Annotated in this window: 11 protein-coding genes and 1 tRNA gene; 8 read left to right on the top strand and 4 right to left on the bottom strand. The window is 42.1% G+C overall.

All coding sequences use genetic code 11. The annotated features are described in order from the left end of the window. The first annotated feature begins 41 nt into the window (after positions 1 to 41). The 7 genes from Q9G97_RS09635 (at position 42) to Q9G97_RS09605 (ending at position 6,909) form a co-directional block, all read left to right on the top strand. Complete coding sequence (locus Q9G97_RS09635) at positions 42 to 293, top strand: hypothetical protein (protein WP_201569773.1); 252 nt, start codon at positions 42 to 44, stop codon at positions 291 to 293. Positions 294 to 419: 126 nt separating this feature from the next. Further along, a complete protein-coding gene (locus tag Q9G97_RS09630) occupies positions 420 to 644 on the top strand; it encodes a heavy-metal-associated domain-containing protein (RefSeq protein WP_201569772.1) in 225 nt (74 codons plus the stop codon). 166 nt (positions 645 to 810) lie between these two features. Then, the gene (locus Q9G97_RS09625) at positions 811 to 3,132 is read left to right on the top strand and encodes a cation-translocating P-type ATPase (RefSeq protein ID WP_305898628.1); all 2,322 of its coding nucleotides are present in this window, start codon (positions 811 to 813) and stop codon (positions 3,130 to 3,132) included. A 225-nt stretch (positions 3,133 to 3,357) separates the two neighbouring features. Then, the gene (eno, locus tag Q9G97_RS09620; protein WP_305898627.1) at positions 3,358 to 4,674 is read left to right on the top strand and encodes a phosphopyruvate hydratase; all 1,317 of its coding nucleotides are present in this window, start codon (positions 3,358 to 3,360) and stop codon (positions 4,672 to 4,674) included. A 123-nt stretch (positions 4,675 to 4,797) separates the two neighbouring features. Then, positions 4,798 to 5,106 (top strand): septum formation initiator family protein, encoded by a 309-nt coding sequence (locus Q9G97_RS09615; protein ID WP_201569766.1) that lies wholly within the window; start codon positions 4,798 to 4,800, stop codon positions 5,104 to 5,106. 99 nt (positions 5,107 to 5,205) lie between these two features. Beyond that, positions 5,206 to 5,973: a 2-C-methyl-D-erythritol 4-phosphate cytidylyltransferase gene (locus Q9G97_RS09610; protein ID WP_305898626.1), complete on the top strand. Its 768-nt coding sequence runs from the start codon at positions 5,206 to 5,208 to the stop codon at positions 5,971 to 5,973. A gap of 306 nt (positions 5,974 to 6,279) precedes the next feature. After that, positions 6,280 to 6,909, top strand: coding sequence for a BLUF domain-containing protein (locus Q9G97_RS09605; protein WP_305898625.1), 630 nt, complete (start codon positions 6,280 to 6,282; stop codon positions 6,907 to 6,909). 215 nt (positions 6,910 to 7,124) lie between these two features. On the opposite strand, the gene Q9G97_RS09600 is transcribed toward Q9G97_RS09605, so the two are convergent. The 3 genes from Q9G97_RS09600 to pyrC form a co-directional block, all read right to left on the bottom strand. Further along, positions 7,125 to 7,200 (bottom strand) — tRNA-Glu (locus Q9G97_RS09600). A gap of 361 nt (positions 7,201 to 7,561) precedes the next feature. Continuing rightward, entirely contained in the window at positions 7,562 to 8,326 is a 765-nt protein-coding gene (gene rnt / locus Q9G97_RS09595; RefSeq protein ID WP_371747873.1) for a ribonuclease T, read from the bottom strand. A gap of 205 nt (positions 8,327 to 8,531) precedes the next feature. Beyond that, positions 8,532 to 9,602, bottom strand: coding sequence for a dihydroorotase (gene pyrC, locus Q9G97_RS09590; protein ID WP_201569759.1), 1,071 nt, complete (start codon positions 9,600 to 9,602; stop codon positions 8,532 to 8,534). Between the two features lie 268 nt (positions 9,603 to 9,870). On the opposite strand from pyrC, the gene Q9G97_RS09585 reads away from it, so the two are divergent. Beyond that, the gene (locus Q9G97_RS09585; RefSeq protein ID WP_201569757.1) at positions 9,871 to 11,109 is read left to right on the top strand and encodes an argininosuccinate synthase; all 1,239 of its coding nucleotides are present in this window, start codon (positions 9,871 to 9,873) and stop codon (positions 11,107 to 11,109) included. Between the two features lie 129 nt (positions 11,110 to 11,238). Here Q9G97_RS09585 and Q9G97_RS09580 read toward each other — a convergent pair whose 3' ends face one another. Beyond that, positions 11,239 to 12,354: a hypothetical protein gene (locus tag Q9G97_RS09580; RefSeq protein ID WP_305898624.1), complete on the bottom strand. Its 1,116-nt coding sequence runs from the start codon at positions 12,352 to 12,354 to the stop codon at positions 11,239 to 11,241. Positions 12,355 to 12,490: the final 136 nt, after the last annotated feature.

The following is a 12,490-nucleotide window of genomic DNA, read 5'->3' as shown; positions in this document are numbered from 1 at the left end:
TAACTTAGAGATTTATCAGGTAATCATAAAAGGATAGGATCATGGCGATTAAAGTGGCTCAAGTTAGTATCGAAAATATCGATGATGCTGAAGGTTTAGATAGCGTGATGGTCGCTCTCAAAAATATTACTGGCGTTAAAGCGATTGATCTTGACGCTGCTACTAATATCGCGCTAATTCGCTATGACGATACCGATACGAGTATTCACGCTTTTACCGCCGCGATTAGCATGGTGGATTATGTTACCCAGCCGTTTCCTATCGATGCGCCACAAAACCCACGCTATGATTAATGCATATAATCATTAGGGCGCGTTATACATTCACAGAGACAATATCTGATAAAACGAACCTCTTAAAAAACGAGAAAACTTAGACTTTTAACTATTGACTAAACCAATGATCATAAGGAGCCCACAATGGCCAATCAAACACAAATTATTAATATCGAAGGCATGACCTGTGGTGGCTGTGTTGCCAGTGTACATACCGCGACAGCTGATATCGATGGATTAGATAATATCAGTATTGAGCTTGCAAATAATCAAGCGACCGTCACTTTTGATGACAGTAAAACCAGCGCTGAAAAAATTGCTGCCGCTATTGATGAGGCAGGCTTTGATGCTAGCGTTGCTAATACTTAATATAAATTGTTGATTTGTCAAATCAATAAGATAAAACCAGCTGTCATGGCTGGTTTTTTAGCAGATAAATTTTAGTAAATACTTGTCTCTTGAATTAATGTCAATGACAGCCATCTAAGATATATATTAATATATTCTTTTATATAATAAATAACGAGTTTCACCTATGACTACTTCTAATCGTGCAACCGATCATTCTTATGATGTTGAAACTGGTATTGAGCAGCAGGATCAGCTGTCGCCGCAGCGCGCGCATCTGCAACTGGCAATTGATGGTATGTCATGTCAAGCCTGTGCCTCGCGAATAGAGAAAGTGTTGAATAAAAAGCCCTCTATCTATGAAGTGAGCGTCAACTTTGCAGGTGAGACTGCCAATGTTGATTATGATCCAAATCAGGCCAGTCCAGAGCAAATCAAGGAGTGGGTCGATAAGACTGGCTTTGTCGCTAATTTGCAGGCAGGGGATAGTCTATTTGCTCAAACGGATGAAGATACAGCAACTAAGTGGCCTTGGCGCTTGATTGGACTTTGGATCTGTCTGCTACCGTTTTTAGTCGGTATGGCAGGCATGCTAACGGGTTTTGGCATGGCATGGATGCCACCAGTTTGGATACAGTTTGTACTCGCGACTATTGTACAGTTTGGTCTAGCACTACCGTTTTATAGTAGTGCGTGGGCGTCTATCAAAGGTGGCCTTGCTAATATGGACGTATTGGTGGTCATGGGTACCGTGACCATTTGGGCTTATTCGACTTATATCTGGCTCACTCATGGTGATAGTAGTGCAGACGCTATGATGCAAGGCATGGCTAACCATGGCCCTGAGGTTTATTTTGAAGCAGGGGTTATGGTCATAGCCTTTGTGCGTACGGGTAAGTATCTAGAAGAGCGCACCAAAAAGCATAGCCTGAACAGTATCGATTTATTATTATCGTTGACCCCAGATGAAGTCGAGCAGCAGCAACCTAACGGTGAGTTTATTAACGTTGCGCTACAACAGGTACAGATAGACGATATTTTGCGTGCCAAGCAAGGCAGTCGGGTCGCAACCGATGGTATAGTTATCGAGGGTAGTGGCTGGTCTGATGAGAGTCACTTAACAGGTGAGTCCGTACCACTCAAAAAAGTAGCGGGTGATACTTTATTGGCAGGAGCTCTGGTGGAAAACGGTAGTCTATTATATCGCGTCGCTGCTAAGGGTAGTGATACCAAGCTTGGTGATATGGTACAAGCGCTGAGCGATGCTCAAGGCTCAAAAGCCAAGCTGGCGCGTTTGGCTGATAAAGTCACTGCTATTTTTGTACCTGTGGTCGTCGCTATTGCACTATTAACCTTCGGCATCACTTGGTGGTTGACTGGCATGGTCGATACCGCTTTGATGCACGCAGTTTCAGTATTAGTTATTGCCTGTCCTTGCGCCTTAGGTCTGGCTACACCAGCGGCAATTATGGCGGGTATGGGCGTGGCGGCGCGTCACGGGGTTTGGTTTAAAGACGCGCAAAGTCTGGAGGCGGCAGGCGATATCGATACGGTAGTACTAGACAAGACAGGAACGCTAACCATCGGTAAACCGACTATCGTAGATCAAGTCATGGTCGATAAATCTCTAGCCGCTAATGACGTACTACAAATCGCCGCCAGTGTTGAGGCACATGCTAGCCATCCGTTAGCTACGGCACTAATTAATGCCGCTCATGAGCACGGATTGCCTTTACTGAATGTCACTGATATCAGTGTGATCAAAGGCGCAGGCATTCAAGCTACTATTGAAGGCCTTGGCGTGGTAAAAGTCGGTACCGCTGAATTTGCCAATTTAAATTTACCTAAAATGATGCCAAAAGTATGGCAAATTGCTAGCACGGTAGCAGTCAGTATCAATGATGAGCCGTTGGGTGCATTTGCTCTAGCGGACGATCTAAAAAGCGATACTCCGCAGGCGATCAGTGCTCTACAAGCAGCAGGTACTACTGTAATCTTAATGAGTGGCGATAAGCAGTCGGTCGTTGATCATGTTGCGGCTCAATTAAACATCGAAGCCGCTTATGGCAGAATGAGTCCCCGAGATAAAGCCAGTGCCATCGCCAAGCTGCAGACTGCAGGACACAAAGTGGCGATGGCAGGAGATGGGGTTAATGACGCACCAGCTATGGCAACCGCTGATGCCAGCTTTGCGATGTTTGAAGGAACGGATGTAGCACAGCACAGTGCCTCAGCACGTCTGATGGGTGAGTCGCTGATGCATATCGATGCGGCTCAAAAAATTGCGCAAGCCACGGTACGCAATATCAAACAAAACTTGTTCTTCGCCTTTATTTATAACTGTTTGGGCATACCATTAGCAGCCTTTGGCTTTTTAAACCCGATGATAGCCGCCGCTGCTATGGCGCTGAGCTCTATTTCTGTATTGATGAACGCCCTGCGTCTAACGCGATTTAAAACAGATGTGGAATTAAATAATACGGTATCTGATCCTGTAATAGAAAAGTAAGGCTTAGCAAAAGTGTCATAGTTGATAGTCATTCTTAAGCAAAATTATGCTATGATGCCAAGCACTATAGCTCGTTTTTTATACCCGCTAGCATCGATACTTTTGATGTCAGTAATAGCTACTATAAAAGGGTAAAGCTATAAGCTTATTTTATAATCATTTTAGTTTTAATCTTCCTCTTTTTATCCCACAAACTTGGCATGACCAAAGGAATTAATCCACATTATGTATGCTGAAGAAACTAACAACGTCACCGCAATTAAAGACATTCGTGCTCGTGAGATTCTAGATTCGCGCGGTAATCCAACCATCGAAGCTGACGTCATCTTAGCGGATGGCACATTAGGCCGCGCCGCTGCGCCAAGTGGTGCTTCAACAGGCTCGCGTGAAGCCTTAGAGCTACGCGATGGCGACCAAGCTCGCTACATGGGCAAAGGGGTCAAAAAAGCCGTTGCTAATGTCAACAGTCAGATCCGTAGCGCGCTCATGGATAGAGATGTGACTGAGCAGCAGCAAATTGATGACGCTATGATCAAGCTCGATGGCACAGATAATAAAGATAGTTTAGGTGCTAATGCGATGCTAGCGGTTTCACTAGCGACTGCTAAAGCGGCTGCAAAATCGCAAAACCTGCCGCTGCATCAGTATATTGCTAATCTGCGCAATCAGACGTCACTGACGATGCCTGTACCGATGATGAATATCTTAAACGGTGGCGAGCATGCGGATAACACGGTTGATATCCAAGAGTTTATGATTGAGCCTGTTGGCTTTACTAGCTTTTCAGAGGCGTTACGTGCGGGTACTGAGATTTTCCATAGTCTAAAGTCAGTACTCAAATCACAAGGATTAAGTGTCTCTGTTGGTGATGAAGGTGGCTTTGCACCCAACCTGCGTAGCAACGAAGAAGCGATTACGGTTATCATGCAAGCCATTGAGCAAGTCGGTTACAAAGCTGGCAAGGATATTCATTTAGCCCTTGATTGCGCTGCTAGTGAGTTTTATAAAGACGGCAAATATATCTTAGCGGGCGAGGGCAATAAGAGCTTTGATAGTCAAGGCTTCTCTGACTATCTTGTTGGCCTTGCTCGTCAATATCCTATCATCTCTATCGAAGATGGTCTTGATGAGTCAGATTGGGACGGCTGGAAGTATTTGACTGAGCAAATCGGTGATAAAGTGCAGCTCGTCGGTGATGACTTATTTGTGACCAATCCTGCTATCTTGCAAGAAGGCATAGACAAGCATATTGCTAATGCTATTTTGATTAAATTCAATCAAATCGGTACGTTGTCAGAGACCTTGGATGCTATCTATTTAGCCAAAAATAACGGCTATGCGACTATTATCTCGCACCGCTCAGGTGAGACGGAAGATAGTACTATCGCTGATTTGGCTGTCGGTACTGCCGCTGGACAAATCAAGACAGGCTCATTATGCCGCTCAGATCGTGTCGCCAAGTACAATCAGCTACTGCGTATCGAGCAACAAGTGCGCGCCAGCTATCGCGGTGCGGATGAATTTATCGGTCTGCGTGGTTAACGGACAAGGGAAGATTTGGCATAAGAAATTATCAAATACAAGGTAGTTTCTTATCGCTTACCCCATCATACTTATCCTATAAATCTATACTCTAAAAACTATTTCGGTTGATATTTTACGCTTATGAAGTATTTTAGCCAGTTTATGTTACTTGCCTTAGCGGTTGCCGCACTATTAGGACTGCAATATCAGTACTGGCTAGGTGGCAATGGTCACTTTGAGCATAGTGAGCTGTTAACTCAGATTGAGGATCAGCAGCGAGCTAATGACAATCAAGTCGCTGCCAATGACTTGCTACGTACCGATGTCCATGATCTCAAAAATGGCTTGGAGGCAGTAGAGGAGCATGCTCGTCTAGATTTAGGGCTTATTAAGCCTAATGAGACTTTTGTGCAAATATCTACTTCACCTACAGTAGTCAGTAGTCAGTAGTCATTCTAAGCCAACCGTATTTTTATCGGTGTAAGAGTGCTGAAATTATCTTAATAAGGCTATATTATTAATAATAAATCTGTTCCCAAAGTACACAGTATGATTGTCGCAGCAGGTCGTGGCAGCCGCTTTGGTGCATCTAAACCCAAGCAATATGTGCATATTTGTGGACAGACTTTATTACAGCTCAGTGTGGCAAGGTTGGCAACGAGTACTTATATCGATCACTGTTTATTAGTGATTGCTGCTGATGATACTAGGGCACAGACGTTAGCGTTTGCTATGCCTGTGTCTTTCACTCAAGGTGGCGCTGAGCGTTGGCAGTCAGTGCATTTGGGAGTTGACGCTATTATCGAGCAAGGCGCTGGTGATGATGATCTGATTCTGATTCATGATGCTGCGCGTCCCAGCGTTCCAACGAGAGATATTGAGCGAGTTATAGTAGCAGCTATGAGTGAGCCTTATGGCGCTATATTAGCAGTGCCAGCTGCAGATACGCTTAAGCAATCGCAAAAAATTGATAACCCTCTTTTAAGTAATCATCTCTTAAACAATCATTTTTTAACATCAACAAATCGATCTATTTCAGATCATTCTAAAAACGATAGCTACTATACTCAAGCCACTATCGATCGTAGTTGTATATGGCAAGCACAGACACCACAGGTATTTCGATTAGGCCAATTGCGAGAAGTATTATCGCAAGTCGCTAAACACAATTTTAATATTACCGATGAGGCTAGTGCTTTTGAACAGCTCAACCTTCCTATTCGACTGATATCTGGCAGTCGACAAAACATCAAGCTTACCTTTCCTGATGATGCGCTCTTGATCACTGCTATTATTAATATGCAAGTCAATTACTAGCTTGTCTAAAAGCTAGTATCTTTTTTTCTCTGTTTTATCTCCCTATTATTACTATTTTATTGCCATAATATTGCTGAAATACAAATATAGGCATAAATATCAGTTGGTTACAATGTATTCTGCTATTTATAACTATTTGTTTGCAATGTCTAACAATATACCCTATTCTGTAACCAAGTTAATACAATTAACTATAACAATAAATACTGATAATTTATAAAGCCATCATTAGATCTTACTAATCTTGTCTCTATATTATTTCCAATATCATTGGCATAGGTCATTGAATATTTTAAGGAGAGGCAAATGTTATCAGCTACTACTCCGACGATCTTAGAAACCTCAGATCTTTATCAATTGGTGTATATAAGTCGCATTACCTCAATAGGCTTATCAGGTGCGAGTACGCTTAATGATATCGCCAAGGCTGCTATAAAAAATAATACAGCCGATGACGTAACAGGAATACTTTGCTACGGCAATGGATACTTTTTTCAGTGTATTGAAGGCTCAGAGCAGGCGTTAACGAATCTCAAAAACCGTATATTGATGGATGATCGCCATAAAGATATGCAGACTCTAGGCTTTTCGGCAATTTCTAAAAGACGATTTACAGGGTGGTCGCTACGTTCAATGACGCTTGAGCGCTGGATGCTTAGCGACTCTAAGATAAAAGCACTCATGCCCTTTAAGCCTTATGAGTGGGCCAGCAATCAATGGCATCAATTTTTGGATGTCTTACAAGACTACTATGAAGAGCAAAAAATGAGTGGTGATAGCGGTGATAATGATAGTCAGCCCATAAAGTACAATGCTTTGGGTTTAACTTTGAGTAAGGTAGTTGGCGAGCATCAAGCTTTTTTCTTGATTCAAACTGTATTAGGGTCGCTTATAATACTAACCTTGTTATGGTTTATGTTGTCAGATAAGTTCTAAATCGTTGAGAATGGATATATTGTAATATTTAAAGTTGAAAAATAAAAATCCAGCATTACGCTGGATTTTTATTGCTTATTAATTTTAATTAATCAGTAACTCTTAATATTTGGTAGTAAAGCGATTTATCTAGTTGCAAAAAAAACTCTGCAAAATCAGTTAGACTTTGCAGAGTTTTAAAATATTACCATTGAAACCAATAATACTTTTATATGTGGCGTCCCCAGGGGGATTCGAACCCCCGTTACCGCCGTGAAAGGGCGGTGTCCTAGGCCTCTAGACGATGGGGACTAGGAGCTATTTACTCTATAAATAAAGTAGTAGCGCTTCAGCTGCTTTCACCATTTATGCTGAAGAGGTGCACATTCTAATAGCGTCTGTGTTTACTGTCAAGCTTTTTTCTACGTTTTTTTAGCAATAAATACCTTTTTTTCAAGGCCCGGCGTGGATGTAAGTTTTTACTCTTTAAATGATGGCGAATCCATAGCGAAGTGCACGCACTGATGGTTATAGCAAGAAGCATATAACCAATAATAGTACCCCATAACATATGTTGTGGTTCTAGTTCCATTAGAGAAGCCCTCGTAGTAATCTACAACAATTATAATAAACGACTTCATTTTATTATAAGTAATATTCAGCTAATTGCTGTTTATGAGTTGTTGTCCTCTGTCACTACTGCTTCAGCTTCTTCAACGACCATCGCATTAGGCAGCATCGGATAGTTATTTAGAATATGACAAAATAATTCAGCTGTTTTTTGCGTATCATAAAGCGCTGAGTGTGCATCATTACCATCAAATTCGAGCCCAGCAGCCTTACAAGCGCGTGCCAATACAGTTTGGCCAAAAGCTAACGCAGATAAAGTGACGGTATCAAATACTGAGAACTGGTGAAAAGGGTTAAGGTTTTTGCTATTGGTTCGTACTACTGCGGCATTTAAAAATGCCAAATCAAAATGAGCATTATGACCTATCAGCACACATTGACGACATTCTTCAGATTTTCGAACTTCTTTCAAGCCTTTAAAGATGCGTCGTAGTGCGGCCTTCTCGTCTTCGGCAATCGCTTTACGCATAGGATTATTAGGATCAATACCTGTGAATGCCAAAGCTCGCGGTTCAAGATTAGCGCCTTCAAAAGGTTCGATATGAGCATTTTGCGCCTCTCCTGGATAAAACACCCCTTGCTCATTGAGTAGGATAGGAATACAGGCAATCTCTAGCAGTGCATCAGTGTGTGCATTAAAACCAGCGGTTTCTACATCAACCACGACTGGCAAAAATTTACGAAAGCGCTGTTTCAAAGACATAGGTGTATCAGCTTCTGCTTTGGTAGGATCCGTTTGCTCGTTGTCAACTGACACCTTGTCGGAGCCTACTTCAGCAGGTTTAATAGTATCGTTTTGGGTACTCATAGACAGTTAAATCACTTTGTCGGTAATAATAAATCAAAATTTTAAAGGTCAAAATTTTAAAGCTTAATAGTATACTAAAGCTTGATAGCACATCAAAGATCAAGAGTATAAAGACTGTCGATATGTCAGTCATACTATCAAGTCCAGTCGTCCTATCAAATTTAGTTAAGCCAAGCTTGGCTAAAGTTAAACTCAACTAAAACGTTTAGGCTTTAATCGACCAAGGTAGCGTTTCACCAGCCATCAACGGAGTAAGTGTTGAGCCATCAAAATACGGATAAGAGGTGGGTATTTGCATAGGTGATTTAAGTAAAGTTACGGTATCAGTATTCAGAGGCAATCCATAGAACTGTGCACCAAAGCGACTGGTAAAGCCTTCAAGCTTGTCAATTTTGCCAACACTATCAAAGGCAGTAGCGTATAAAGCTAGCGCTGTCGGTGAGCTATAACAGCCAGCACAGCCACAGGCCGTTTCTTTCTTATCTGTCGGATGCGGTGCTGAGTCTGTGCCCAAAAAGAACTTTGGACTGCCACTAGTTGCGACATCTAATAGCACTTTTTGATGCGACTCTCGCTTTAGAATAGGCAGGCAATATAGATGCGGTTTAATGCCTCCTAACAGCATATGATTACGATTGAGCATCATGTGCTGCGGAGTAATAGTTGCGGCAATGTTATTACCTTGTGCTAAAACAAAGTCAGCGGCATCGCTAGTAGTAATATGCTCTAAAACGATTTTTAATGCAGGGAATTTAGCTATAATTTGCACTAACACTTCATCTAAAAAACGCTTTTCACGATCGAAAATATCGACATGATCCTGTGTCACTTCACCATGCAATAATAAGGGCAATTGATACTTTTCCATAGCGCCGAATACATCAGCCAGCGCATTAATATTAGTCACGCCATCAGCTGAGTTGGTTGTGGCACCAGCAGGGTAGAGTTTGACCGCTTGAACGATGCCTGATTTTACGGCCTCTTCGATATCTTGCGCACTAGTATGATCGGTCATATACAAGGTCATACGCGGATCAAAAGTCGCCTTGCGCTCAGCTGGGATATCACAAGCTTGTAAATGCTGCATAATGCGCGTTCGATAAGCCTGTGCGTCAGTAGTCGTTTTGACAGGTGGTACTAAATTTGGCATACAAATAACCCGATTAAAACTAGTAGCTGCATGAGCAACCGTAGTCGCTAATGCTTGATCATCTCGCAGATGAATGTGCCAATCATCGGGCTGAATAATAGTAAGCTGAGCAATAGAATCAGTCATAAGCGTTATAGCACTCTATAGGGTTAGATTGAGAAAAAGACAGATAAGTAAGAGTAATTAATAAATAAAGGGCAACTAAACAGCGGCAATAAGAAGAAGATATGCTCTAATCAAAGCATTTATTTTGTTGCTATAATAACAGATTTGGTTGCCTGACTAAATATGATGTACACTAACTAGGCAAAATCTATTTTTACTATCTATTCTGCTCTATATTCCTATCTTATTTTTTAAAACCAAAACCCTAACTATCAACTAGGAGCTATTCATGGCACAACTGGATAAAAATAATATCAATAAAATTGTTCTAGCCTATTCAGGCGGACTTGATACTTCAATCATCGCTAAATGGCTGACTGAGACTTATGATGCTGAAGTCATTACCTTTACCGCTGATCTTGGTCAAGGCGAAGAAGTTGAGCCTGCCCGTGCCAAAGCAGAAGCTATGGGTATCAAAAATATTTATATCGAAGATCTGCGTGAAGAGTTTGCTCGTGATTATGTGTTCCCAATGTTTCGTGCCAATGCCATTTATGAAGGTGAGTACTTATTAGGTACTTCCATCGCGCGCCCACTTATCGCCAAACGCTTAGTTGAGATTGCCGCTGAGCATAATGCCGATGCGATCAGTCATGGTGCAACAGGTAAAGGCAACGATCAGGTTCGTTTTGAGCTAGGCGCTGTCGCTTTGTCGCCTGATGTAGTGACTATCGCCCCTTGGCGTGAATGGGATCTGTCGAGTCGTGAAAGCCTAATGCAGTATGCCGAAGAGCATAATATCGCTATCGACTATGCCGGTAATAAGACCAAATCGCCTTACTCTATGGATGCCAATCTACTGCATATCTCTTATGAGGGCGGCATCTTAGAAGATCCGTATATGGAGGCTGAAGATGATATGTGGCGCTGGTCAGTCAGCCCAGAAGAAGCGCCAGATACACCGCAATATATGGATCTTGAGTATAAAAAAGGGGATATCGTCGCTATCGATGGTGAAGCACTTAAGCCGTACGAGATTATGATTAAGCTTAATGAAATTGGTGGCAACCATGGTATCGGTCGTTTAGATATCGTCGAAAACCGTTATGTGGGTATGAAGTCACGCGGCTGTTATGAGACGCCAGCAGGCACGATTATGCTAAAAGCGCATCGCGGTATTGAATCACTGACCCTAGATCGCGAAGCGGCACATCTAAAAGATGAGCTGATGCCACGCTATGCTAAGATTATCTATAACGGCTATTGGTTCAGTCCTGAGCGTCTTATGTTGCAGGCGCTAATCGATAAGTCGCAAGAGTATGTCAATGGCACGGTACGCGTGAAGTTATATAAAGGTAGTGTCAGCGTAGTCGGTCGTAAGTCAGATGACTCACTGTTTGACGAAAAAATTGCCACTTTTGAAGATGATGCGGGCGCTTATGATCAAAAAGACGCTGAAGGCTTTATCCGCCTAAACGGACTACGTTTGGCTATCGAAGCCAGTCGTGGACGTGACTTATCTAAATAGTCAGCTATGAAAGTAGTTAAACATAATTATTTTAGACAATAAAAAACAGAGGCGCTAAGTCTCTGTTTTTTATTGTCTAAATTTCTTTATATAAAAATCATTATACTTAGTACACTTTAATAGCTAGCTTCAATCAGCAACTCTTGCGCCGTTATTATTATCAATACTATCATCAACTTTTACAGTCGCCATATCTTGTTGCTGGCGCTCATTAGAGTGATTATGCTCATACACCGCATCTGACGCTGTCAGTACGCCATCAGACTGCTGCTGTTGATACTTGAGCATAGCTAGACCGCCAAGAACACCGATCACTAGAATAATAATAAGAATGACAGGGTTTTTCCATAGTGGTACTGATTTGTCATGTTTGATAGGCTGCTCGCGAGTCGTGACTTGCGTATCGTCGTTGTCATCGCTACTGACACCGAGCAGTCCTATACTAACTAAAGGTGCGATAGGCGCTGTAGCAGGCTCCGAGGTAATACGCAAACGATTGCGACTCAAGTATATATCAGCTATCTTTGCCAACTGTAGTAACCAGCGTTGGTGCGGTAAGACAATATTTGCCATCGGTTCAAACACTAGCATATCATTATGACGACCCTGTTGAACATTTTCAGGTGCACGTCCAATAGCCTTTATATACTTGGGAGTGGCTTGATGCGTACCCTGAACAGGTGCTGTCTGTACCGCCTGAAATTGAGTCAATGTGTACCAATAATCATCAATAGAGGCTATCGATAAAAACTGCGGCTGCAATTCAAACCATTTAGCCAGCTCATCACTATCAAGTTGGCTATAATCGGCTAAGACTGCAAGCTCACGCAACACTAGAATAGACAAAGAGGTCAGTAGTGTCTTTACCTGCATCGGTCTGGCCGAAATTTGCTCTGCTATATAGTGACAAGCTTTCATTACGGTTGCGGCATCACCGAAAATAGCATCAGTGACATCATTGCGATGGTATAAGCTGGCACTGATAGTAGCAAAGTTCATCGCATTGTACTGACGTAGCTCTTTGACTGAGCCACGAGTAAATAGCTTTTTATGGACTACCGAGGCCTGATTGCGTTGCTCGTAAGCGAGTAAAGCGGTGATGATAGCTTGTAGACTAGCAGATAGCCCTAAGCGCGTTTGTGGTAGCGATAACTGAGTGGCATCCGCCAGTAGTGAAACAGTAGGCTGCAAGTCTTGAGATAAAAAATCATACATCGACACGCGTTTTGGTGAAACAGTAGTCATAATTTGCTAGCATTAAAGAATATAGCTCTTATCTTACGGTGCCTGTGCATTTGATACAATCTTTTAAGGATAGATATTTTTACCAACTGTTAAAGATTCTAATAAAAATACATTTAAATACAATGAGATATCGATA

Source organism: Psychrobacter sp. M13, assembly GCF_030718935.1.
Taxonomy (GTDB): domain Bacteria; phylum Pseudomonadota; class Gammaproteobacteria; order Pseudomonadales; family Moraxellaceae; genus Psychrobacter; species Psychrobacter immobilis_G.
The sequence above is the reverse complement of the archived record's forward strand: the minus strand, read 5'-3'. Positions and strand labels throughout refer to the sequence as shown.